Annotated in this window: 4 protein-coding genes; all 4 read right to left on the reverse strand. The window is 77.8% G+C overall.

Annotation, left to right across the window (positions count from 1 at the left end; all coding sequences use genetic code 11):
* Positions 1-761: 761 nt before the first annotated feature.
* Positions 762-1,217: a nuclear transport factor 2 family protein gene (locus tag ACWDBE_RS14595; RefSeq protein ID WP_392882948.1), complete on the reverse strand. Its 456-nt coding sequence runs from the start codon at positions 1,215-1,217 to the stop codon at positions 762-764.
* Entirely contained in the window at positions 1,214-12,532 is an 11,319-nt protein-coding gene (locus ACWDBE_RS14600) for an SDR family NAD(P)-dependent oxidoreductase (RefSeq protein ID WP_449808155.1), read from the reverse strand. The genes ACWDBE_RS14595 and ACWDBE_RS14600 overlap by 4 nt, the downstream gene beginning before the upstream one ends.
* Positions 12,532-22,173 carry an SDR family NAD(P)-dependent oxidoreductase gene (locus tag ACWDBE_RS14605; protein ID WP_449808156.1) on the reverse strand — a complete coding sequence of 3,214 codons (9,642 nt, stop codon included), beginning with the start codon at positions 22,171-22,173 and terminating at the stop codon, positions 12,532-12,534. Before ACWDBE_RS14605 ends, ACWDBE_RS14600 begins: the two co-directional genes overlap by 1 nt.
* A gap of 73 nt (positions 22,174-22,246) precedes the next feature.
* Positions 22,247-26,458, reverse strand: a 4,212-nt coding sequence (locus ACWDBE_RS14610) for an SDR family NAD(P)-dependent oxidoreductase (RefSeq protein ID WP_449808157.1), incomplete at its 5' end; no start/stop codon positions are given.

A 26,458-nucleotide genomic window follows, 5' to 3' on the forward strand; every position in this document is an offset into this window, starting at 1 on the left:
TCTCGGCCGCTCCATAACGGGTCGACCGGTTGGTGCCGGCCGAATGCCGGGGCGACGTCCGCTGCGCTGTCCCGGCGTGCTGACCTGGTGATTTCCGGGTGAGCTCGGGCGCGTTGTCCAGCGCGCTCCTTACGGCTTCCTGACGCGGGCGAGATGACGAAACGTGACCGTTGCCACAATCCGTCGACCGGTGTGCCGACAGGCGCCACCGGCGGAAATGTGTGGCGTTCCGCCGAGAAACGGGAAGAAGCGACTCCATTTGCCTCACCGTGAGTGCCGGGGGCTTGAGTCGCGGATAACGGTGCGAAACGCGGACGGTGGCGGTGGCGGCGGTGCCCGTTCGGGAGATCCCGGGGGTTCGGCATTCGCGGATGCGGCGTCGTTCCCTCGGGGGCCGTGCACGCCGAGTCACCGTTCATGGGGCCGTCGTGGTGCTTCGGTGAAGAATTCGGCGCCGCGGGGACGAAACTCCGCCCATCTCATTCCTTGGGACGGGGCTCGGCTGTCGGCGCCGCCCGGGTGGGCGCCAAGGCTTCGCCGATCGGCCGCGAGGACCGTCGGCCCGGGAGGAAGGCCGTCGGCGATGTAGCGTTGGGTAGAGATGGCATGTACGCTGCGTGTCGCTGGTTGAGCGGAACGAGGGCCCGGCCGCTGCTCCGTGGGGGGAGTCGCGCCCGGGCCCGATGGCCGGCCGGGGCCCGGTCGCACTCGTGGGGGAGTCGCGGCCGGGCCCGTCGCCGGTGGGACGCCGGAAGGGCGGGTCAGACGTACCGGCGCTCGCCGGTGCCGTCGAGGGGGGACCACCACTGGTCGTAGTTGGTGGCGCCGTCGCCGAAGAAGCCGGCGTGGCCCTCGACGATCAGGCCGTCCTCCCAGCGGAAGACCTGGACGCCGCGGGCGTCGAGGACGTCGTAGGGCGAGGTGCTGCCCTCCGGGGCCCCGGGGCGGACGGCGTGGACCTGGACGACGTCCATGTTCTCGTTGCCGCTGATCATCGAAGTGACCAGCTCCACCTCGAAGTTGCCGCCGGCGGCCGCGGTGAGGGCGCGGCGGAAGGAGAGGAGGGCGTCCAGGCCGACGTGCCAGCCGGCCTGGAGGTGGCGGCCGGGGACGGAGAAGCGGACGTCCTCCGACCAGTACTGGGCGGCCTCGGCGCGGTCGCAGGAGATCAGCGCGAGGTAGGCCTTCTCGACCAGCTCGGGGGTCACGTCGGTCATGGGGTCGGCTCCTGTTCGTCGGTCAGCGGGCGGGTGAGCCAGCTGTGTACGGCACGGGCGGTGGGGGCGGCCTGCTCCTCGAGGAGCGAGAAGTGGTCGCCGGGGGTCTCCCGCACGGTGGCGGCGCCGGCCCAGGACGTCGCCGGGGGCGTGGTGCCGGGCAGGGCGTCGGTGGCGCGCAGGAAGAGGGCGGGGGCGGCGACGTCGCCGGGGATCCAGTTCTCGAACACCCGGAAGTAGGCGCCCATGGCGGTGAGGGAGTGCGGGTCGGCGGTCGCGTCGGCCTCCCCGCGGCGGGCGAACAGGCCGTCGGTGAAGGCGGTCGCGAGGGCGTCGTCGGTGTCGCCCTGCAGATAGGTGTCGAGCAGGACGAGGGCCCGCGGCCCATGGCCGGACGCTTCGAGCCGGGCCGCCACCGCGTGGGCGACCCAGCCGCCGGAGGAGTAGCCGAGCAGCGCGACCGGGGCGCCGTCGGCGTACCGCAGGACGGCCTCGGCCTGGGCGGCGACGACCGCGTCGAGGTCCGCCGGCAGCGGTTCGCCGGGCAGGAATCCGGGCTGCGGCAGCGCCACCACCTCGCGCAGGCCGCGCAGGGCCCCGGCGAACCGGGCGAACTGGTGCGGCCCCGAGTGGGCGACGACGGCGGGCAGGCAGACCAGCACGGGCTCGGCCGGGCCGGCCGCCAGCCGGACGGGCCGGGGCGGGGCGGGCAACTCGGCGGGGGTGCGGAAGGCGGGCAGGAAGCGGGAGGCCGTGCGCAGGAGGCCGATCCCCTCCAGGGTGTGGCCGGCGCCGCGGGCCTGGTGGAAGAGGGCCGCGAGGGCGGCGGTCGCGTCGGTGGCGTCGGTGGCAGCCGGGGCGGGGGCGTCGGCGGGGGCGGCGGCGGTACGGGTGGCCAGTCGGCTGCGCAGGTGCTCGACCAGGGCCGGGAGGGTGGGATGGTCGAAGGCCACGGTGGCGGCCAGGCGCAGCCCGGTGGCCGCGTCGAGGCGGTTGCGCAGTTCGACGGCGGTGAGCGAGTCGAGGCCGAGTTCGGGCAGCGTGCTGTGCTCGTCGACGACCTCGGGGGACGGGAAGCCCAGGACGGCCGCGACCTCGGTGCGCACCACGGCCGGCAGGTCCGCCGCCGTCGCCGGGGCCGGGACGCCGCGGGGCTGCCGCGGGCGTCCGGGGCCGGTGTCGGGGCGGCGGTGCGCGGGGTCGGTGCGCAGCGGGACGAGGAGCGGGTCCGCGCTCGCGCCGGTGAGGGCGGTGTCGAACAGGGCGAGGCCCTGCGCGGGGGTGAAGGCCTCGACGCCGCCCCGGCTGAGGCGCTCCAACTCCCCGGCGCCCGCCATGCCGCCGCCGTCCTGGTCCCAGGGGCCCCAGGCGAGGGAGTGGGCGGGCAGCCCGAGGTGGCGCCGGTGGTGGGCGAGGGCGTCCAGGAAGGTGTTGGCGGCGGCGTAGTTGGCCTGTCCGGGGGCGCCGAGCACGCCGGCGGCGGAGGAGAACAGGACGAAGGCGGCGAGGTCGTCGCGCAGCGTCAGGTCGTGCAGGTGCCAGGCCGATCGGGCCTTGGCGTGCAGGGTGCGGACGAGCCGGTCCGGGGTGAGGGAGGCGACCACGCCGTCGTCCAGGACGCCCGCGCAGTGGACGACCGCGGTGAGCGGGTGCCCGGCCGGGACGGTGGCGAGTGCGCGCGCCAGGTCGGCGCGGTCGCCGGCGTCGCAGCCGGTGGCGGTGACGGTGGCGCCGGTCCGCTCCAGCTCCGCGGTGAGGGCGGTCAGCCGGGCGTCGTCCGCGCGGCGGCCGAGGAGCAGCAGGTGCCGTACGCCGTGGGCGGAGGCCAGGTGCCGGGCGACCAGTCCGCCGAGGGCGCCGGCCGCGCCGGTGATCAGCACGGTGCCGTCGGGGGCGAACCCCGGGGTGCCGGTGTCGGCGGGACCGTCGACGGCGGCGGGCGGGTCGAGGGGCGTGAGCCGGGGGGCGCGTGGTGCGCCGTCCCGGATCGCCACCTGGGCGGCCTCGGCCGCGACGGCCGTCGGCAGCGCCTGCCAGGACGCCTCGGTGCCGTCCACGTCCACCAGGGCGAAGCGGCCCGGGTGTTCGGAGGCGGCCGAGCGCAGCAGTCCCCAGAGCGGGGCGTGGGCGAGGTCGGGGACGTCCTCGGCGGGTGAGGCGGCGACGGCGCGTCGGGTGAGCACGACCAGCCGGGAGTTCTTCCACCGGGAGCCGGACAGCCAGGCCCGGACCAGGTCCAGCGCCCGGGAGACCGGGGCCGGGTCGTCAGGCCGGTGCGCGTCGAGGAACGGGACCAGCACGACGCCCTCGGCGTCGTCGGGCACGGAGTCCAGGGCGTGGGCGCGCCGGTAGGCCCCGGGCGGGGTGGCGCCCGAGCCGAGGACCGTCCAGGTGTCCGGCGCCGGGGCGCCGGGGACGGCGGTGAGCGGCTCCCAGACGAGGCGCCGCAGGGCGCTGTCGGGGACGGCGCGGGGGACGGAGACCGGACGGAGGGTCAGGGCCTCGACCGAGGCGACCGGGGCGCCGGTCGGGTCGCTCAGTTCCACGGCCACCGTGTCGCCGTCCGGGGTCAGCCGGACCCGCAGCGCCCGTGCGCCGGTGCGGTGCAGCCGGACGCCGCGCCAGGAGAAGGGCAGGACGGCCGGTGCGGCCGCGCCGTCCCGGGGCAGGCCGAGGGCGTGCAGGGCCGCGTCGTGCAGGGCCGGGTGGAGGGCGTACGGGCCGGAGCCGTCGTCGGGCAGCGCGACCTCGGCGTAGAGCTCCTCGCCGCGGCGCCAGGCGGTGCGCAGGCCCTGGAAGCTCGGACCGTACGACAGGCCGGCCTCGGCGGGGCGCCGGTACAGGTCGGCGAGGTCGGCGGGGTCGACGGGCTCCGCCCCGGCGGGCGGCCAGGGCGCGTCCCGGTCGGCCGGGGCCGGCGGGCCGGCGGGGGCCAGGGTGCCGGTGGCGTGCCGGGTCCACCGGTCCTCGGCGGCCCCGTCGCCGGCGTTGTCGGCGTCGTCGGCGGTGCGGGCGAAGAGGCCGAAGGCGCGTCGGCCGGTCTCGTCCGGCGGTCGGACGGACAGCCGCAGCGGCACCGCGGCGCGGTCCGGCACCGGAAGCGGCGCCTGGACCACCAGCTCCTCGACGGCGGGGCAGCCGAGTTCGCCGCCCGCGTGCAGGGCCAGCTCGACGAAGGCGGCGCCGGGCAGGACCGCCGTGCCGCCGATCCGGTGCTCGGCCAGCCACGGCAGGTCGTGGGCGTCCAGCGTGCCGGTGAACACCGTGCCGTCGAGGCCGGGTGCGGCGATGGCGGCGGAGAGCAGCGGGTGGTGCCGGTCGTCGCCCTGCGCCGGGCCGGCCGGCAGCCAGTACCGGAGGCGCTGGAAGGCGTACGTCGGCAGCGGCACCGGGCGGGCGCCCGAACCGGCGTGGACGGCCGCCCAGTCGACGGCGACGCCCCGCACGTGCAGTTCGGCGACGGCCGTGGTGAGCGCCCGCGGCTCCGGCGTGCCGGGGCGCAGCAGCGGGACGGAGGCGCGCTCCCGGTCGGTCAGGCAGTCCCGGACCAGGGCGGTGAGCGTGGCGCCGGGGCCGAGCTCGACGAAGGTGGTCACACCGTCGGTCTCCAGACGGTGGACGGCGTCCCGGAACCGGACCGGCTGCCGGAGTTGGCGCACCCAGTACTCGGGCGAGCACAGCTCGGCGGCGGTGGCGCTCCGGCCGGTCACGGTGGAGACGACGGGCAGCGCGGGCTCCCGGAAGGTGAGGCCCTCGGCGACCCGCCGGAACTCGTCGAGCATGCCGTCCATCCGCGGGGAGTGGAACGCGTGGCTCACCCGCAGCCGCCGGGTGCGGCGGCCGGCGGCGGCCAGCCGGGCGAGCAGTTCCTCCAAGGCGTCGGCGTCGCCGGACAGCACCACCGAGGACGGGCCGTTGACGGCGGCGAGGGCGATCCGGTCGGTGAGCAGCGGCAGGACCTCCTCCTCCGGGGCGTCGACCGCGGCCATGGCCCCGCCGTCCGGCAGTGCCTGCATCAGCCGGCCGCGGGCGGCGACCAGGGCGGCAGCGTCGGGCAGGTCGAGGACGCCCGCCGCGTGGGCGGCCGCGAGTTCGCCGACGGAGTGGCCGGCCAGCACGTCCGGCCGTACGCCCCAGGCGGCGAGGCGGCGCAGCAGGGCCACCTGGACGGCGAACAGGGCGGGCTGGGTGTACTGCGTCCGGTCCAGGAGGTCGGCGGCCGCACTGCCGGGCTCGGCGGCGAGGACCTCGCGCAGCGGCCGGTCGAGCAGCGGGCCGAAGACCGCGCAGACCTCGTCCAGGATGCCGGCGAACTCGGCGTCGGCGGCGGCGAGTTCACGGCCCATGGCGGGGCGCTGGCTGCCCTGGCCGCTGAACAGGAAGGCCACCCGGCCGCCGTCGGCGCGCCCGGTCGGGGTGCCGGGCGCGGCGCCGTCGTCGGCGAGCCGCGCCAGGGCCGCCAGGCGGGTGTCCCGGTCGGCGCCGAGGACGGCCGCGCGGTGCGGCAGGGCGGCCCGGGTGGTGGCCAGGCTGAGGGCGAGGTCGGCGTCGGGGATGTCGGGGTGCGTACGGAGGTGCTCCAGCAGGCGCCCGGCCTGGCCGCGCAGGGCCTGCGGGGTGCGGCCGGACAGCAGCCACGGCGCGGACACGGGGGTGACGGCCGGCGCGGCGTCCGGGGCGGCGTTCCGGGCGGCGTCCGGGGCGTCGTCCGGGGCCTGCTCCAGCACGGCGTGGGCGTTGGTGCCGCTGATGCCGAAGGAGGAGACCCCGGCCCGGCGGGGCTCTCCGGTGGCGGGCCAGGCGGTCGGCTCGGTCAGCAGCCGCATCCCGCCGGCGGACCAGTCGACGTGCGGGGTGGGTTCGTCGACGTGCAGGGTGCGGGGCAGGACGCCGTGCCGCATCGCCTGGACCATCTTGATCACGCCGCCGACCCCGGCCGCGGCCTGGGTGTGGCCGAGGTTGGACTTGAGCGAGCCGAGCCACAGCGGCCGCTCCTCGGTGTGCTCGCGGCCGTAGGTGTCGAGCAGCGCCTGGGCCTCGATCGGGTCGCCCAGGACGGTGCCGGTGCCGTGCGCCTCGACCGCGTCGACCTGGCCCGCCGTCAGCCCGGCCACGGCGAGGGCCCGGCGGATCACCCGCTGCTGGGCGGGGCCGCTGGGGGCGGTGAGGCCGTTGCTGGCGCCGTCCTGGTTGACGGCGGTGCCGCGCACCACGGCGAGCACGGGGTGGCCGTTGCGGCGGGCGTCGGTGAGCCGCTCGACCAGCAGCACGGCGACGCCCTCGGCCCAGCCGGTGCCGTCGGCGCCGGCGGCGAAGGACTTGCACCGCCCGTCCGGGGCGAGCCCGCGCTGGCGGCTGAACTCGACGAACGGGCCGGGAGTCGCCATCACGGTGGCGCCGCCGGCCAGCGCGAGCGAGCACTCGCCGGCCCGCAGCGCCTGGGCGGCCAGGTGCAGGGCGACCAGGGAGGAGGAGCAGGCGGTGTCCACGGTCACCGCGGGTCCTTCGAGGCCCAGCGTGTAGGCGACCCGGCCGGAGGCGACGCTGCCGGCCGTCCCGGCGCCGAGGTAGCCCTCGACGTCCTCGGGGGTGCGCCGCGCCCAGGAGCCGTAGTCGTGGTACATCACGCCGGTGAAGACCCCGGTGTCGCTGCCGCGCATCGCCAGCGGGTCCAGGCCGGCGCGCTCGAACACCTCCCAGGAGACCTCCAGCAGCAGCCGCTGCTGCGGGTCCATGGCGAGGGCCTCGCGCGGGCTGATGCCGAAGAACCCGGCGTCGAACCCGGCGGCGTCGGCCAGGAAGCCGCCGCGGCGGGTGTAGAAGGAGCCGCGGCGGCCGGGCTCGGGGTGGTAGAGCCCGTCGATGTCCCAGCCGCGGTCGCGGGGCATGTCACCGGTGGCGTCCCGGCCGGCCAGGACGAGTTCCCACAGCTCCTCGGGGGAGGCCACCCCGCCGGGGTAGCGGCAGGCCATGCCGACGATCGCGATCGGCTCGTCGTCGTGCCGGGCGGCGTTCGCGGCGGGCTCGGGGGCGGCCCGGTCGGCGGCGCCGAGGAGCAGGTCCCGCAGCCGTACGGCGAGGGCGCCGGGGGTGGGGTGGTCGAACACGGTGGTGGCCGGCAGCCGGAGGTCGGTGGCGGCGCCCAGGCGGTTGCGCAGGTCGACGGCGGCGAGCGAGTCGAAGCCGAGCTCGGAGAACGCGCGGTCGCCGGGGACGTCCTGCGGGTTCCGGTAGCCGAGGACGGCGGCGGTCTCGGCGCGGACCAGCTCGGTCAGTTCGCGCAGCCGCTCGGCCGCGGGCAGGGCGGCGAGCCGCTGGGCGAGGCCGGTGCGGACGGGGCGCGCCGCGGCGGCCGCCCGGCGCCGGCGCCGGGGCCGGGCCAGGGCGCGCAGCAGGGCGGGCGCCGTGTCGGCGTCGAGGCCTTGCGGGTCCAGGTGGAGCGGTGCGGCCAGCGGCTCGGTGCCGGCGAGGGCGGCGTCGAACAGGGCCAGGCCCTCGGCGGTGGGGATGGGCCGCATGCCGAGGGCGGCGAGCCGGCGCCGGGAGGCGTCGTCGACGCCCGTGGCCATGCCGGAGTCGCCCTCCCACAGGCCCCAGGCGAGGGACAGGGCGGGCAGCCCGGTGGCGGCCCGGTGCTGGGCGAGGGCGTCCAGGAAGCCGTTGGCGGCGGCGTAGTTGGCCTGTCCGGGGGCGCCGAGGAGGCCGGCGGCGGAGGAGAACAGGACGAAGGCGGTGAGGTCGTGGTGCCGGGTGAGGTCGTGGAGGTGCCAGGCGCCGTCGGCCTTGGGGCGGAGGGTGTGGTGGAGGTGTTCGGGGGTGAGGGTGGTGAGGGTGGCGTCGTCGAGGACGCCGGCGGCGTGGATGACGGCGGTCAGGGGGTGGTCGGTGGGGATGGTGGCGAGGAGGGTGGTGAGGGTTTCGGGGTCGGCGGTGTCGCAGGCGGTGATGGTGACGTGGGCGCCGGTGGCGCGCAGGTCGTCGGCGAGTTGTTCGGCGCCGGGGGCGGTGGGGCCGCTGCGGCTGGTGAGCAGGAGGTGGCGGACGCCGTGGGTGGTGACCAGGTGGCGGGCGAGCAGGGCGCCGAGTGAACCGGTGCCGCCGGTGATCAGGACGGTGCCCTGCGGATCCAGCCCGGTGGCGGGTCGGTCGGCGGCGGGGGCGGGGACCAGCCGGGGGATCAGCAGGCGGCCCCGGCGCAGGGCGACGCTCGGCTCCTCCGGACCGAGCGCCCGGGGGAGCTCCGCGGGCCAGTCGTCCGGTGCGTCGGTGTCCACGAGGACGATCCGGCCCGGGTGCTCCGACTGGGCGGAGCGCAGCAGGCCCCGGTCGGCGGCGCGCGGCAGGTCGCGGACGTCCTCGTCGGGACCGACGGCCACGGCGCCGCTGGTGACGACGGCGAGGCGGGTGTCGGCGAACCGGTCGTCGGCGAGCCAGGCCTGGACGAGGCCGAGGGTCCGCGCGGTGGACTCGGCGGCCGCGCGGTCGGGGCGCGGCGCGGTCGGGGCGTCGAGGAGCGGGAGCACCAGGGTGTCGGGCGGCGGCGCGGCGGAGCCGAGGGCGTCGGTGAGCAGTCCGGTGCGGCCCGGCGCCGCGAGGGCGTGCGGTGCCCGCGGATCGGTCCAGATCAGGTGGAGCAGCGGCTCGCGGGCGGTGCTGCCGGTGGTGGCGAGCCGGCCGGCGGGCCGCAGCAGCAGCGATTCCACGGTGAGGACGGGGCGGCCGGAGGTGTCGGTGGCCTCCAGGGCGACCGCACCCGGCCCGGCGGGGGCGAGCCGGACCCGCAGGGCGGTGGCGCCGACGCCGTGCAGGGCGACGCCGTGCCAGTCGAAGGGCAGGCTCGCGCTCTCGGGGGCGCCGGGGAGCGCGCCGAGGCCCAGGGCGTGCAGCGCGGCGTCCAGGAGGGCGGGGTGCAGCCCGAACGCGCCGGCCGCGCCGTCCTGTTCGGGGTCCAGGGCGACCTCGGCGAACAGCTCCCCCTCGCCCCGCCAGGCGGACCGCAGCCCCTGGAAGGCCGGTCCGTAGTGCAGGCCCTCGGCGGCGAGGCGCTCGTACAGCCCGTCCGGGTCGAGGGCTTCGGCGCCGGCCGGGGGCCAGGCGGTGAGCGGGGGCCGGGTGGACGGGGAACCGGCCGACAGCGACCCGGAGGCGTGCCTGGTCCAGGGCCGCCCGGGCGGGGCGTCCTCCTCGCGGGCGTACACCTCGACCGCGCGGTGGCCGGCGCCGTCGGGCGCGCCGAGGCGGATCTGCAGGGTCACCGCGCCCCGCGCCGGGACGACCAGCGGTGCGGTGAGGGTGAGTTCGTCGAGGTGGTCGCAGTCCGCCTGTTCGCCGGCCCGCAGGGCGAGTTCGACGAAGGCGGTGCCGGGCAGCAGCACGGCATCACCGACGCGGTGGTCGGCCAGCCACGGCTGGGCCCGCAGGTCCAGCCGTCCGGTGAACAGGAACTCCTCGGAGTCGGCGACGACGATGCTGGCGCCGAGCAGCGGGTGGTCGGGGAAGCCGAGCCCGGCCGGGGTGACGTCGAGCCGGCTCCCGGCCGGGGCCTCCAGCCAGTGCCGCTGCCGCTGGAAGGCGTAGGTCGGCAGCTCGACCCGGCGGCCGCCGCTGCTCCCGTGGTAGGCCGCCCGGTCGATGGCGGTGCCGCGCGCGTGCAGGCGGCCGAGGGCGGTGGCGGCCTCGGCGGCCTGGTCGCGGTCCGCGCGCTGGGCGGCGACGGCGGCGGAGCCGGCCTCGGTGAAGCAGGCCTCGGCCATGGGCGTGAGGGCGGCCTCCGGGCCGAGTTCCAGGAAGGTACGGGTGCCCTGGGCCTCCAGGTGCCGGACGGCGTCGGCGAACCGGACGGCCTGGCGCGCGTTGCGCACCCAGTACTCGGCGGTCCGCAGTTCGTCCCCGGCGGGTTCGCCCGTGACGGTGGAGACGAAGCCGATCCGGGGCGGCCGCAGCTCCAGGCCTGCGGCGATCTGCCGGAACTCGGCCAGCATCGGGTCCACCCGGGCCGAGTGGGAGGCGTAACTGACGTTCAGTCGGCGGGTCTTGCGGCCGAGGGCGGCGAAGTGCGCGGCGAGCGCCAGGACGGGCTGTTCGTCGCCGGAGAGGACCACCGCGTCCGGGCTGTTGATCGCGGCGATCTCGGCGCCGGCGGTCAGCAGCGGGCGGACCTCCGCCTCGGCGGCGGCGACCGCGACCATCGCCCCGCCCGGGGCCAGCGCCTGGGTGAGCCGGCCGCGGGCGGCGACCAGGGCGGCCGCGTCCGGCAGGTCGAGGACGCCCGCGACGTGGGCGGCCGCGAGTTCGCCGCCCGAGTGGCCGAGGACGTTGTCGGGTCGTACGCCCCAGGAGGCGAACAGCCGGAACAGCGCCACCTCGACGGCGAACAGCGCGGGTTGGGCGTACGCCTGGCCGGTGAGCGGCGGGGTGCCGCCGGTCGAAGAGCCGCCGGTCGAAGAGCCGAAGACGGCGGGGCGCAGGGGGGACGGCAGGTGCCGGTCCAGCTCGGCGCAGACGGCGTCGAAGGCGTCCGCGAAGGCCGGGAAAGCGGCGTACAACTCCCGCCCCATGCCGGGGCGTTGGCTCCCACCGCCGGTGAACATGACGGCCAGGCCGCCGGTGCCGGCGCGTTCGTGCAGCACACCGGCGGTGGGACGCCCGGCGGCGAAGGCGTCCAGCTCGGGCAGCAGGGATTCCCGATCGCGGCCGACCAGGACGGCGCGGTGCTCCAGCGCGGTGCGGGTGGTGAGCAGGGCGTGGCCGACGTCGGCCGGGTCCGGCGCGGGACCGCGGCGCAGGTGGGCGGCGAGTCGGCCGGCCTGGGCGCGCAGCGCGGGTTCGGTGGCGGCGCTCAGCGTCCACAGCGCGGCGGGCGCGGCGCTCGCCCCGGCGGCGGTGCCGTCGGGGGCGGGGCGACCGTCCGCGGGGAGGTCGGCTGCGGGCGCGGGCGGTTCCTCGATGACGGCGTGCGCGTTGGTGCCGCTGAACCCGAAGGAGGAGACCCCGGCGCGGCGCGGGGTCTCCCGGCGGGGCCACGGCTGCGGCTCGGTGAGCAGTTCCACGGCGCCCGCGGACCAGTCGACGTGCGGGGTGGGTTCGTCGACGTGCAGGGTGCGGGGGAGTTCGCCGTGGTGCAGGGCGAGGACCATCTTCATGATCCCGCCGACGCCGGCCGCGGCCTGGGTGTGGCCGAGGTTGGACTTGAGCGAGCCGAGCCGCAGCGGGCGGTCAGCGGGGCGGCCCTGGCCGTAGACGGCGAGCAGGGCCTGAGCCTCGATCGGGTCGCCGAGCCGGGTGCCGGTGCCGTGCGCCTCGACCGCGTCGACGTCGGAGGGGGCGAGGCCGGCGTCGGCGAGCGCCTGGCGGATCACGCGCTGCTGGGACGGGCCGTTGGGGGCGGTGAGGCCGTTGCTGGCGCCGTCCTGGTTGACGGCGGTGCCGCGCACCACGGCGAGCACGGGGTGCCCGTTGCGGCGGGCGTCCGACAGCTTCTCCAGCAGGAGCATGCCGACGCCCTCGGCCCAGCCGGTGCCGTCGGCCGCGGCGGCGAAGGACTTGCAGCGGCCGTCCGAGGACAGGCCCTCCTGGCGGCTGAAGTCGACGAACGGCAGGGGCGAGGCCATCACGGTGGCGCCGCCGGCCAGCGCGAGCGTGCACTCGCCGCCGCGCAGGGCCTGGGCGGCCAGGTGGAGGGCGACCAGGGAGGAGGAGCAGGCGGTGTCGATGGTGACGGCCGGGCCCTCCAGGCCGAAGGTGTACGCGATCCGGCCGGAGGCGATGCTGCCCGAGGTGCCGGTGCCGAGGTAGCCCATGACGTCCTCGGGCAGCTCGCGGAGCCGGGCCGCGTAGTCGTGGTACATGATCCCGGCGTAGACGCCGGTGCGGCTGCCGCGCAGGGTGGCCGGGTCGATGCCCGCGTGCTCGAAGGCCTCCCAGGAGGTCTCCAGCAGCAGCCGCTGCTGCGGGTCCATCGCGGTCGCCTCGCGCGGGCTGATGCCGAACGGGGCGGGGTCGAAGTCGGCGACGTCATAGAGGAATCCGCCCGCGTGCGCGGTGCTGGTGCCGGCCGCGTCGTCCGGTCCGCGCAGGGCGTCGAGGTCCCAGTCGCGGTCGGTCGGGAAGGCGGAGACGGCGTCCCGGCCCCCGGCGACGAGCTGCCAGAGCTCCTCGGGCGTGCGGACGCCGCCCGGGTAGCGGCAGGCCATGCCGACGATCGCGATCGGCTCGTGGGCCGCCTCCTCGTTCTCGCGCAGCCGCCTGCGGGTCTGCCGCAGCTCGGCGGTGAGCCGCTTGAGCGAGTCCAGGACCTTCTCGTCGGTGCCCGTCATCAGGCGTCCCCCAGTTCGTCGTCGATGATGGCGAGCAGTTCGTCGATGCCGGCGGCGTCGAGGTCGTCCCCGTCGCCGTCCGGGTCCCCGCCGGGTCCGGTGGTGGCCCGGTCGGCGGTGGCCTGCTCCAGGGCGGTGAGCAGGGCCTTGAGCCGCAGCCGGACCTGCTCGGCGTTCTCCGGGTCCCCGGCGAGGTCCGGGACGGACTCGCGCAGCCGGTCGAGGTCCGCGAGGGCGGCGTCGGCGGGGCTCGGTGCGGCGGGGACGAGGACGTCCCTGAGGTGCGCGGCGAGCCCGGCGGGCGTCGGGTGGTCGAAGACCGCGGTGGCGGGCAGGCGCACGCCGGTGGCGGCGTCGAGCCGGCCGCGGATCTCCACGGCGGCGAGCGAGTCCAGCCCGGATTCGGTGAACGGCCGGTCCGGGGCGACGGCGCGGGGCGAGCTGTGGCCGAGCACCGTCGCGGTCTGGGTGAGCACGAGGTCGAGCAGCAGGCTCTCGCGCTCGGCGTCGTCCAGCGGGAGCAGTCGCTCGGCGAGCGAGGCGGCGTCCTGCCGGGCGGGGGCGCCGGAGGGGGCGGTACGGGCGCGGGCGGGGCGCACCAGGCCGCGCAGGACCGGCGGGAAGGCCGGGTCACCGCCGCGGGTCTGGAGCAGCGGCAGGTCGAACCGGGCCGGGACGAGCAGGGGTTCGGGCCGGCCGAGGGCGGCGTCGAACAGCGCCAGGCCGGTGGCGGAGGCGATCGCCCCGAACCCGGAGCGGACGATGCGGCCGCGTTCGGCCTCGGTCAGGCCGCCCGCCATGCCGTCGTCGGTCTGGTCCCACAGGCCCCAGGCGAGGGACACGGCGGGCAGCCCGGCGGCGGCCCGGTGCTGGGCGAGGCCGTCCAGGAAGCCGTTGGCGGCGGCGTAGGCGCCCTGGCCGGCGGAGCCGAGGACCCCCGACGCGGAGGAGAACAGGACGAAGGCGGTGAGGTCGTGGTGCCGGGTGAGTTCGTGGAGGTGCCAGGCGCCGTCGGCCTTGGGGCGGAGGGTGCGGTGGAGGTGTTCGGGGGTGAGGGTGGTGAGGGTGGCGTCGTCGAGGACGCCGGCGGCGTGGATGACGGCGGTGAGGGGGTGGTCGGTGGGGATGGTGTGGAGGAGGGTGGTGAGGGTTTCGCGGTCGGCGGTGTCGCAGGCGGTGATGGTGACGTGGGCGCCGGTGGCGCGCAGGTCGTCGGCGAGTTGTTCGGCGCCGGGGGCGGTGGGGCCGCTGCGGCTGGTGAGCAGGAGGTGGCGGACGCCGTGGGTGGTGACCAGGTGGCGGGCGAGCAGGGCGCCGAGCGAGCCGGTGCCGCCGGTGATCAGAACGGTGCCCTGCGGATCCAGCCCGGCGGGCTCGCTGCGGGCGTCCGTCCTGGCGAGCCGGGGGAGCAGCAAGGCGCCGTCCCGCAGGGCCAGTTGGGGCTCGCCGCCGGCAAGGGCGGCGGGCAGGGCGTGCCAGGAGGCGTCCTCGTCGTCGAGGTCCGCCAGCACGATCCGGCCCGGGTACTCCGCCTGGGCGGCGCGGGCCAGACCCCAGACGGCGGACTGCGCCGGATCGACGGGCCGCGGCGGTGCGGCCGGCGCCCCGGCCGGGGCGCAGTCGGCGGCGTTGCGGGTGAGCAGGGCCAGCCGGCCCCGGGCGGAACCGCCGTCGGCCAGCCAGGAGCGGACCACGGCGAGCGCCCGCTCCACCGCCGCCAGCGTGGCGGCCGGGCCGGCGGCCGCGTCGACCGTGACCGGGACGAGGGCGACCTCGGCGTCCCCGCCGGCGGGGAGCGCGGCGAGCGGCGCCGGCGCGGGGCCGTCGCCGAGCCAGCGGAGCGCGGCCGGCTCCGCCGCGACGGAAGCGCCCGGCACCCAGTCGATCCGGTACAGCGCCCCCGCCGCCTCGGCCTGCCGGGCGTCGAGGTCCCGCGCGTCCGCCCGCCGGGCGGCCAGCCGTTCGACGTCCACCACCGGCTCGCCCCGGTCGTCGGCGATCGCCATGGTGACGGCCCCAGGACCGGCCGGCGCGATCCGCACCCGCAGCCGGCTGGAGCCCGTGGAGTGCACCCGCACGCCCGACCAGGAGAACGGCACCGCCGCCCCCGAGGCGGAGCCCAGGCCGTCCATCGCGGCCGGGTGCTGGGCGGCGTCCCACAGCGCGGGGTGCAGGGCGAAGGACTGCGGGTCGGCGCCGTCCGGCAGCGCCGCCTCGGCGAACAGGGTGTCGCCGTCGCGCCAGGCGGCGCGCACGCCCCGGAACAGCGGGCCGTACGCCACCCCCTGGGCGGCGAAGGCCTCGTAGAGGCCGTCCACGGGGACGGGCTCGGCTCCGGCGGGCGGCCAGGCGCGCAGGTCGTGGCCCGCCGGGGCCGGCTCGTCGTCGGCCAGGACGCCACTCGCGTGCAGGGTCCACGGCGCCGCGCCGGTGGTGTCCCGCGGGCGTGCGTAGAGCCGCAGGGCGCGGCTTCCGGCGCTGTCGGAGGGGTCGGACTCCTCGACCAGCAGCTGGAGTTCGGCCTCCTCCTCCGGCCCGAGGACGAGCGGCGCGTGCAGGGTCAGCTCCCGTACCCGGGTGCGGCCCGCGGCCTCGGCGGCCTGCGCGGCCAGCTCGACGTACAGGGTGCCGGGCACGACGATGGCGTCGAACAGCCGGTGCTCGGCGAGCCAGGGCGCGGTCTCGGGGGAGAGTCGGCCGGTGCCCACCAGGCGGTCGCTGTCGCCCAGCGGCACCAGGGCGTCGAGCACCGGGTGCCCGCCGCCGCCCGGACCGCGCCGGGAGGTGAAGCCGCGCTGCGGCCAGTAGCGGCTGCGCTGGAAGGCGTAGGTGGGCAGCTCCACCGCGCGCGCCCCGCGCCCGGCGAACACCGCCCGCCAGTCCACCGGGACGCCCTGGACGTGCAGTTCGGCGGCGGCGAGCAGCAGCGCGGCCTCCGGCGGCCGGTTGCGGCGCTGCGCCGCGACGACGACGCCCTGCCCGGTCAGGCTGTCGGCGGCCATCGAGCTGAGCGCGCCCTGCGGCCCCACCTCGACGAACAGTTCGGCGCCCGCCCCGGCCAGGCCGCGCACGGCGTCGTGGAAGAGCACCGCGTCCCGCACGTGGCGGACCCAGTGCTCGGCGGCGGCCGGTTCGTCGGCGGTCACCGGCCGCCCGGTGAGGGCGGAGACCAGCGCGACGCGCGGGGCGTGGTACGTCAGCTTCCGCGCGACCCGCTCGAACTCGGCGAGCATCGGGTCCATCAGCGGGGAGTGGAAGGCGTGGCTGACCCGCAGCCAGGACACCCGGCGCCCGCGTCCGCGCAGCTCGTCGACCACCTCGGCGACCGCCGTGCGCTCGCCGGACAGGACGCTCGCCCGGGGGCCGTTGACCGCCGCGACCGCGACCACGCCCGCCCGGCCGGCGAGCAGGTCGGCGAGCTCGGCCGGCGCCGCCTCGACCGCGGCCATCGCGCCGCCGTCCGGCAGCGCCTGCATCAACCGGCCCCGCGCGGCGACCAGTTCGGCCGCGTCGGCGAGCGAGAGGACGCCCGCCACGTGCGCGGCCGCGAGCTCCCCGACCGAGTGCCCGGCCAGCAGGTCCGGGACGACGCCCCAGGACTCCAGCAGCCGGAACAGCGCCACCTCGAAGGCGAACAGCGCGGGCTGGGCGTACTCCGTCCGGTCGATCAGCTCCTCGGCCCGCGCGTTCCCCGGCTCGGCCAGGACGAGCTCGCGCAGCGGGCGCTCGGCCCGGGCCTCCAGGTGCGGTTCGAGGGCGGCGCACGCGGCGTCGAAGGCGTCGGCGAAGACCGGGTACCCGCGGTGCAGTTCGCGCCCCATGCCGGCGGCCTGGCTGCCCTGCCCGGAGAACAGGAACGCCGTCCGGCGCCCCTCCCCGGCCTGCCCGAGCACCACCCCGGCGGCGTCCCGGCCCTCGTGCAGCGCGGTGAGCGCGGCCAGCGCCCGCGGACCGTCCTCGGCCAGGACGACGGCGCGGTGCCGCAGGGCGGCGCGGGTGGTGGCGAGCGACCAGGCCACGTCCAGCGGGCGGGCGTCCGGGCGGGCCGCCAGGTGCTCGGCCAGCCGCAGCGCCTGGCCGCGCAGCGCCTCGGGGCTCCGGGCGGACAGCGTCCAGGGCACCACCCGGTCGTCCGGGGCGGCGGGCGGGGTCTGCGGCTCGACGGCCGGCGGCTCCTCGATGACGACGTGCGCGTTGGTGCCGCTGATCCCGAAGGACGACACCCCGCCGCGCCGGGGGCGGCCGGTGCGCGGCCACGCCCGGGCCTCGTCGAGCAGCCGCACCGCCCCGCTCGACCAGTCGACGTGCGGGGTCGGCTCGGTCAGGTGCAGGGTCTTCGGCAGCCGCTCGTGGCGCAGCGCCTCGACCAGCTTGATGATGCCCGCGAGGCCCGAAGCGGCCTGGGTGTGGCCGAGGTTGGACTTCAGCGAGCCCAGCAGCAGCGGCCGGTCGGCGGCCCGCCGCGCGCCGTAGGTGGCGAGCAGCGCCTGGGCCTCGATCGGGTCGCCGAGCTTGGTGCCGGTGCCGTGCGCCTCCACCGCGTCCACGTCGTCGGGGGTCAGCCCGGCGTCGGCGAGGGCACGGCGGATCACCCGCTCCTGGGCCGGGCCGTTGGGCGCGGTCAGGCCGTTGCTGGCGCCGTCGGAGTTGATGGCGGAGCCGCGCACCACCGCGAGCACCCGGTGGCCCTTGCGCCGGGCGTCGGACAGCCGCTCCACCACCAGGACGGCCACGCCCTCGCTCCAGCTGGTGCCGTCCGCGTCGGCGGAGAAGGAGCGGCAGCGGCCGCTCGGGGAGAGCACCCGCTGCCGGTTGAACTCGGTGAACAGCAGCGGACTGGTCATCAGGGTGACGCCGCCCACCAGCGCCAGGTCGCAGTCGCCGCGCCGCAGGGCCTGGCCGGCCCAGTGCAGTGCCACCAGGGAGGAGGAGCAGGCGGTGTCGACGGTGACCGCCGGTCCGCCGAACCCGAAGGCGTACGCCAGCCGGCCGGACAGCACGCTGGCGGTGTTGCCCGTCCCGATGTACCCCTCCAGGTCGTCCTTGCCGGTGGCCAGCACCCGGGGGTAGTCCTGGCCGTTGGTGCCGACGAAGACGCCGACCGGCCCTTCGGCGGCCGTCGCCACCGGGTCGATGCCGCCGCGTTCGAACGCCTCCCAGGAGGTCTCCAGCAGCAGGCGCTGCTGCGGGTCCATGGCGAGGGCCTCGCGCGGGGAGATCCCGAAGAAGGCCGCGTCGAAGTCGGCGACGGTGTCGATGAAGCCGCCCTGGCGGGCGTAGGTGGTGCCGGGCCGGTCGGGGTCGGGGTGGTAGAGGCCGGCGAAGTCCCAGCCGCGGTCGGTGGGGAAGTCGCCGATGACGTCCGCGCCGGTGTCCAGGACCTCCCAGAGCTGTTCCGGGGAGCGGACATCGCCGGGGAAGCGGCAGGCCATCGCGACGATCGCGAGCGGTTCGGCGGGGTCGTCGGCGGGCCTCGGCGGGGTGTCGGCGTCCTCGTCGTCCCGTGCGCCGGTGAGCGCGAGGACGTGGTCGACGACGGCCCGGGGGGTGGGGTGGTCGAACACCAGGGTCGCGGTGAGCCGCAGGCCGGTCGCCGCGCCGAGCCGGTTGCGCAGCTGGACGGCGGTGAGCGAGTCGAGCCCGAGCTCCTGGAAGCGCTGGTCGGTGCCGATCGACCGGGCGTCGGCGTGGCCGAGCACGGCGGCGATCTCGGTGCGGACGAGGTCGAGCAGGAACTCCCGGCGGGCGGCGGGCTCCAGGGCCCCGAGCGCGGTCCCGGGGGCCGGGGCGGGGACGGGACGGTCGGGCCGCGAGGAGGACCGCAGCGTGAGCACCGCCTGGCCCGCGTGCCGCGCCCGGCCCAGGTGCTCGAACGCTTCGGCGGCCCGCTCGACGTCCCAGTCGGGGACGGCCGGCGGGGGCAGCGTGCCGTCCGCGAACAGGGCGGCCAGCTCGCCGAGGACGGCCCGCAGGCGGTCCGGACCGGCGTCCGCGAGGTCGGCGACCAGGTACCGCACGCCCGGGTGGTCGGCGGCGACCCGCCCGGCGTCGCGCCGGTCGGTGCGTCCGGTCTCCACGAAGCGGCCGCCGTGCGGCAGCAGCCGCAGCGAGGCGTCGGTGGACTCCCCGGCGAGGCAGTTCAGCACGACGTCGGTGCCGCGTCCGCCGGTGGCGGCGAGCAGCTCCGGCGCGAAGCCGGGATCGGCCGAGGAGGCGAGGTGCTCCCGGGGCAGGCCCAGCGCCAACAGTGCCTCCCGGTGCTCGGGAAGGTCGGTGGCGAGGACGTTCGCCCCCAGGTGGCGGGCCAGGTGGACGGCGGCCAGTCCGGCGCCGCCGCTCGCGGCGTGCACCAGGACGGTCTCGCCGGGCCGGAGCCCGGCGAGACCGATCAGGGCGTGGTGCGCGGTCAGGTGGGCGAGCGGCGCGGCGGCGCCCTGCTCGAAGGTCCAGCCGGCCGGGAGGGCGCAGGACAGCCGGTGGTCGGTGACCGCGACCGGGCCGGCCGCTCCGTCCGGGAACAGGCCCATCACCCGGTCGCCCGGGGCGAGCCCGCCGACCTCGGCGCCGACCTCCAGGACCACGCCCGCCGCCTCCAGCCCCAGCCCGCCGCCGGTGTCGCCGTGCAGGGCCAGGCCGAGGCCGACCAGGACGTCCCCGAAGTGCAGGCCGACGGCGCGGACGGCGACCCTGACCTCGCCAGGTCCGAGCGGGCGGTCCGCCTCGGCGGACGGCACCGGGGCGAGGGTGGCGAGGTCGCCGGGCTCGGTGACGGCGAGCCGCCAGGCCGCCCCGGGCCCGCCGGGCGCCCGGGTACCGGACGACTCGTCGGCCGGGGTGGGTCCGTCGGCCGGGATGGGCTCGTCGGCGGCCAGCCAGTAGCGGCTGCGCCGGAAGGCGTAGGTGGGCAGGCCGACGCGCCGGGCCGGGCCGAAGTAGCGGTCGGCGTCCAGCCGGGCGCCGCCCGCCACCGCCTCGGCGACCGCGTCGGCGAACCGGTCCTCGGTCCCGTGGCCGCGGTGCAGCGAGCCGACGACGACGGCCTCGGTGCCGGCCTCCTCGACGGTCTCCTGAAGGGCCTGGGTGAGCACGGGGTGCGGACCGCACTCGATGAACAGGTCGAAGCCGTCCGCCAGCATGGCGCGGGTGGCCCGCTCGAACTCCACCGGCTGCCGCAGGCTTCGGTACCAGAACCCGGCGTCCTGAGCGCCCGGTTCGAGCAGCCCGCCGGTGGCCGGCGAGTACATCGGAAGCCGCGGCTGATGTGCCGTCACCGTGCCGAGCAGGGTGGTCAGTTCGTCCCGGACGGACTCCACCTGCGGGGTGTGTGAGGCGTAGTCCAGTGGGATCCGCCGGGCCCAGACGCCCTCCGCCTCGCAGCGCGCCCGCAGCTCCTCCACCGCCCGGTTCGGGCCCGCGACCACCACCGAGCGCGGGCCGTTGACCGCCGCGACGGTCAACTCGCCCTGCCATTCGGCCAGTTGCTCGCGGATCCGGGCGGGCGTGGCGGACACCGCGAGCATCCCGCCGTCGAGCCGGCCGAGCGACACCAGGGCCCGGGCGCGCAGCGCCACCACCCGGGCCGCGTCCGGCAGCGACAGCGCGCCGCTGACGGCGGCGGCAGCGATCTCGCCCTGGGAGTGGCCCAGCACCCCGGACACCTCGACGCCGCAGGACTCCCAGAGCGCGGCCAGCGACACCGTCACCGCCCAGAGCGCGGGTTGGGCGACGTCGGTGCGCTCAGGCCGCGGCGCGCCCGGTGCGCCGCGCAGGACGTCGGTCAGCGACCAGTCCACGTGCGGGCGAAGCGCCTCGGCGCACTCCGCCAGGCGGCGGGCGAACGCGGGGGATGAGTCGAGCAGTTCGGCGGCCATGCCGGCCCACTGGCTGCCGGCGCCGGGGAAGACCAGGGCGGCCCGGCCGGAGCCGGCGAGTGACCGGGCGACCCTGGCGGTGGTCGTGCCCGGGGCCGTGCCGGTCGCCAACGCGTCCAGTCCGGCGAGGAGTTCGGCGCGGTCCCGGCCGGTCACGGCGGCCCGGTGGGGGAAGGCCGTCCGGGTGCGCAGCAGCGACCAGCCGACGCCGGCGGGGTCCAGCTCCGGTTCGGCGCGCAGGTGGGCGGCCAGCCGCTCGGCCTGGGCGGGCAGGGCCTCGGCGCTGCGGGCGGACAGCAGCCACAGCGGCGGAAGGCCGGAGGGTTCGGCGGCGGGTACGGGCCGCTGCTCGGGAGCGGCCTCCTCGGCGGGGGCGTCCGGGGCCTGTTCGAGCAGGACGTGCGCGTTGGTGCCGCTGATGCCGAAGGCGGAGACGCCCGCCCGGCGCGGCTCACCGGAGTCGGGCCAGGGGCGGGCCTCGGTGAGCAGTTCGAGCGGGCCGTCCGACCAGTCCACGTGCGGCGACGGCCGGTCGGCGTGCAGGGTGCGCGGCAGGACGCCGTGGCGCATCGCCATCACCGTCTTGATCACCCCGGCGACGCCCGCCGCGGCCTGGGTGTGGCCCAGGTTGGACTTGAGCGAGCCCAGCCAGAGCGGCCGGTCGGCGGCCCGGCCCTCCCGGAACACCGCCTGCAGCGCTTGGGCCTCGATCGGGTCGCCGAGGGTGGTGCCGGTGCCGTGCGCCTCGACGGCGTCGATCTGGGCGGGCAGCAGCCGGGCGTTGTCCAGCGCCTGGCGGATGACGCGCTGCTGGGCGGGCCCGTTGGGCGCGGTCAGCGCGCCGCTGGCGCCGTCCTGGTTGACGGCGCTGCCGCGGACCAGGGCGAGCACGGGGTGGCCGTTGGCACGGGCGACGGACAGCCGTTCGAGCAGCAGCAGCGCGGCGCCCTCCGACCAGCCGGTGCCGTCCGCGTCCGCGCCGAAGGCCTTGCAGCGGCCGTCCGGTGCCAGGCCGCGCTGGCGGCTGAAGCCGACGAAGGTGGCCGGCGTCGCCATCAGCGACACCCCGCCGGCCAGGGCGAGGTCGCAGTCGCCCTGGCGCAGCGCCTGGGTGGCCAGGTGCAGGGCGACCAGGGAGGAGGAGCAGGCGGTGTCGACGGTGACGGCCGGGCCCTCCAAGCCGAAGGTGTACGCGACCCGGCCGGAGGCGACGCTGCCCGCGCTGCCGGTGCCGAGGTACCCCTCGGTGTCCTCGTCCGGCCGGCGGACGCGGCTGCCGTAGTCGTTGTACATCACCCCGGCGAAGACGCCGGTCCGGCTGCCGCTCAGCCGCTCGGCGGGCAGCCCGGCCCGCTCGAAGGCCTCCCAGGCGACCTCCAGCAGCAGGCGCTGCTGGGGGTCCATGGCCAGGGCCTCGCGCGGGCTGATCCCGAAGAAGGCGGGGTCGAAGTCGGCGTAGCCGTCGACGAATCCGCCGTGCCGGGTGGTGGAGGTGCCGGCGTGGTCCGGATCCGGGTGGTAGAGCGCGTCGAGGTCCCAGCCCCGGTCGGTGGGGAAGCCGGAGACGGCTTCGGTGCCGTCGGCCACCAGTCGCCACAGCTCCTCGGGCGAGTGGACGCCGCCCGGCAGTCTGCAGCTCATCGCCACGACGGCGATCGGCTCGTGGGCCGCCTCCTCGATCTCGTCCAGGCGCCGGCGGGTCTGCTGCAGGTCGCCGGCCATCCATCGGAGGTAGTCGACGAGCTTCTCGTCCTTCTCGTCGTCGGCCATCGGAACCTCACTCGTCGTCATGTCGCGGGGAACGGGTCGGGCGTGCCGGCCCGGAGGTGGTCGTGGGTGGTGGTCAGGGCCTTCTGAGGTTCTCGTCGATGAAGGCGAGCAGTTCGTCCCGGCCGAGACCGGCGAGGGCGGGGTCGGCGAGGGCGGGGCCGGCCGCCGGGTGGTCGGGTGCCTCTTCGGCTGCCGGGTCGGCGGGTGGGGCGGCGGGTGCGGGCCCCGTGGCGGCGGTGGCCGCGGTCCCGGCCGGGCCGTCGTCGAGCCGCTCCAGCAGGTGGGCGGCCAGGCGCGCGGGGGTGGGATGGTCGAAGACCAGCGTGGTCGGCAGCTGGAGGCCGCACGACTCGCCGATCCGGTTGCGCAGTTCCACCGCCGTGAGGGAGTCGAAGCCCAGGTCGAGCAGCCGGTCGTGGGCCGCCACGGCGGCGTGCGAGGGCCGGCCGAGGACCTTGGCCACCTCGCGGCGCACCAGGTCGACCAGCAGGTGCTCGCGCTGCCCCGCCGCGGTGTCCCGCAGCCGCTTCCGCCACGCGGGGGCGGGAGCCGGGCGGGCGGCGGCGCGGCGGTGGAGCGGGCGGGCGCCGCCGGTGGCCAGTTCCTTCAGGACCGGCGAGAGCACGCCCTGGTCGGCGCGGGCCCGCAGCACGGCGGGGTCGAGCCGGACCGGGGCGAGCGCCGCCGCCTCCAGGCCGAGTGCGGCGTCGAACAGGGCCAGTGCCTCCGGCGGTTCCAGGGCGGCGATGCCGGCCCGGGCCAGCCGGGCCCGGTCGGCCTCGTCGAAGGCGCCGGCCATGCCCGCCCCGCCGCCCCACCAGCCCCAGCCGAGCGCGGTGGCGGGCAGTCCGAGGGCGCGGCGGTGCGCGGCGAGGCCGTCCAGGAAGGCGTTGGCGGCCGCGTAGTTGCCCTGCCCGGCGGAGCCGAGCGTGCCGGCGACGGAGGAGTACAGCACGAACGCGGCGGGCTTCAGCTCCGTGGTCAGTTCGTGCAGGTGCCAGGCCGCGTCGGCCTTGGGGCGCAGCACCCGGTCGAGGCTTCCGGGCGTGAGCGACTCGAGCACACCGTCGTCGAGCGCCCCGGCGCAGTGCACCACGGCGGCGAGCGGCCGGTCGGCGGGCAGGGTGTCGAGGAGCCGCGCGAGGGCGGTGCGGTCGGACACGTCGCAGGCGGCGATCCGCACCCGGGCGCCCAGTTCGCCGAGTTCGGCGGCCAGCCGGTCGGCGCCGGGCGTGTCCGGGCCGCGTCGGCCGACCAGCAGCAGGGAGCGGACGCCGTGCCCGGTGACCAGGTGCCGGGCGAGCAGCGCGCCCAGGCCGCCGGTGCCGCCGGTGACCAGCACGGTGCCCTCGGGCCCGAACACCGGCGCGGCGGGCGGGCCGGACGGGCCGGGCGCCGCGGTGAGCCGGGGCACCAGGGCGGCGCCGGCCCGAACGGCGAACTGGGGCTCACCGGAGCCGACGGCCGCGGGCAGGGCCGCGTCGGCGCCGAGGCGGGTGTCGACCAGCACGACCCGGCCGGGGTGCTCGCTCTGGACGGACCGCACCAGGCCCCACACCGCGGCCGCGGCCGGATCGACCACCGGGTCCTCGGGCGTGGCGGCCACCGCGTCGCGGGTCGCCAGGACCAGCCGGGTGGCGTCCAGGCGCTGGTCGGACGTCCAGCAGCGGAGCAGCGCGGTGGTGTGGTTGACCGCCGTCCGGGTGCGCTCAGGAACGCTGCCGCCGGTACCGGCGGCGGCCCGGACGGACACCGCGTCCGGCGCCGGGGTGCCGTGCTCGACGGCGGCGAACAGCGCGTCGACGTCGGCGTACCGGACGGTCCTGGTGCCGGGCGGTCCGGCCGGGGCGTCCGGGCCGATCGCGGCCCAGCTCTCCTCGGCGGGCGCCGGGTCGGCGGGCGCGGGGCGCCAGCGCAGCTCGTACAGCGGGCGGTCGGCGGTGCCGGGGCCGGCGGGGCGCAGCAGCAGCGAGCCGACGGTCGCGACGGGCGCCCCGGTGGCGTCCGCGACGTCGAGCGCCAGGGTGTCGCCGTCGACGGTGATCCGCACCCGCAGCCGGTCCGCGCCGGTGGCGTGCAGCGCCACGTCGGACCAGGTGAACGGCAGCCGCGGTACGGCGGCGGGCGCGTCCGCGTCCGCGTCCGGACCGAGCAGCACGGCGGCGTGCAGGGCGGCGTCGAGCAGGGCGGGGTGCAGCCCGTACCGGCCGGCCCCGGCGGCGGCCTGCTCGGGCAGCGCCACCTCGGCGAGGACCCGGCCGTCGTGGATCCAGGCCGCGCCCAGGCCCCGGAAGGCCGGGCCGTACCCCACCCCGGTGGCCGCCGTCCGCTCGTACAGGCCGTCGACCTCGACGGGGACGGCGCCGGGCGGCGGCCACTCGGCCAGCTCCGCTCCGGGGGGTGTCCCCTCGGCGAGGACACCGGTGGCGTGCAGCGTCCAGAGCGCGCCCGGGGCGGCCCGGTCGGGGCGGGCGTACACCGACAGCGGGCGGCGCCCGTCGGCGGTGGGCTCGGCGACCCGGATGCGCAGTCGGACGCCGTCCTGCTCCCGCTCGGGCAGCACCAGCGGGCTGCGCAGGGTGAGTTCGGCCAGTCGGTCGCAGCCCAGGCGGGCGCCCGCCTCCAGCGCGAGTTCCACGAAGGCGGCGCCGGGCAGCAGGACCTCGCCGCGCACGGCGTGGTCGGCCAGCCAGGGGTGGGTGGCAAGCGAGAGCCGTCCGGTGCACACCAGCTCGTCGCTGTCGGGCAGTTCGACGAACGCGCCGAGCAGCGGGTGGCCGGAGGCGTCGAGGCCGGCGCTCGCCGGGCCGGGGCCGTCCGGGTCCGGGTCGGGCGAGGCGGGCAGCCAGTAGTGCTCCGGCTGGAACGCGTAGGTCGGCAGGTCGACCCGCCGCGCGCCGGAGCCGGCGAAGTACGCCGCCCAGTCGACGGCCGTGCCGCGCACGTGCAGCCGGCCCAACGCGTCAGCCAGCGCGTCCGGTTCGGGCCGGTCGCGGCGCAGTGCGGCGACCGCCCGGCCGGCCTCCTCGCCGGCGGCGAGGGGGGCGAGCGAGCCGTCCGGGCCGACGTCCAGCAGGGTGGTCACGCCGTCCTCGGCCAGCTGCCGTACCGCGTCGTGGAACCGGACGGGCCGGCGGACCTGCTCCGCCCAGTAGTCCGGCGAGCCGAGCTCCTCCGCCGTCGCCGGGCGTCCGGTCACCGTGGAGACGACCGGGATCCGAAACTGATGGTACGTCAGCGAGGCTGCGACCGCGCGGAGTTCCTCCAGCATCGGGTCCATGGCGGGGGAGTGGAAGGCATGGCTGACCCGCAGCCTCGTGGTCCGCCGGCCGCGCCCGGCCAGCTGCTCGGCGATCGCCAGCACCGCGTCCGTCCGGCCGGAGAGGACCACGGCGGACGGCCCGTTGACGGCGGCGAGGGCCGCGCCCTCGGTCAGCAGCGGCGACACCTCGGCCTCGGCGGCGGCCACCGCCACCATCGCCCCGCCCGGCGGAAGGGCCTGCATCAGCCGCGCCCGGGCGGTCACCAGCACGGCCGCGTCGGCCAGGTCCAGAACCCCGGCGACGTGCACGGCGGCGAGTTCCCCCACGGAGTGGCCGGCCAGCACGTCCGGCCGTACGCCCCAGGACTCCAGCAGCCGGAACAGCGCCACCTCGACCGCGAACAGGGCGGGTTGGGTGTACTCGGTGCGGTCCAGCAGCCCGGCCGCCTCGGAGTCCGGTGCGGCGTCGAGCACCTCCCGCAGCGGGCGCGGCAGGTGCCGGTCCAGCTCGGCGCAGACCTCGTCGAAGGCCGCGGCGAACACCGGGTGACGCGTGTGGAGGCCGCGGCCCATGCCGAGCCGCTGGCTGCCCTGGCCGGCGAACAGGAAGGCCAGCCGCCCGCCGGTGCGCCGCCCGGGCGGCGCCGGGTCGGCGATCAGCTCGTCCAGCCGCTCCAGGAAGTCCGCGCGGGTCGTGGACACCAGCGCGGCCCGGTGCTCGAAGGCCGTCCGTCCGGTGGCCAGCGAGTAGCCGAGGTCGAGCGGGCGCAGGTCCGGGCGTTCGTCGAGGCGTTCGCGCAGCCGGACGGCCTGGGCGCGCAGCCCGTCGGCGCTGCGGGCGGACAGCAGCCACGGGACGGCCGAGTCGTCGGTGCGGCGCGGCGGCGTGGCGGCCCGGGCCGCCACGCGCTCCACCGGGGCCTGTTCCAGGATGACGTGGGCGTTGGTGCCGCTGATGCCGAAGGAGGAGACGCCGGCTCGGCGGGGGCGGCCGGTGGCGGGCCAGGGGGTGTTCTCGGTGAG

Source organism: Kitasatospora sp. NPDC001132 (assembly GCF_053598415.1).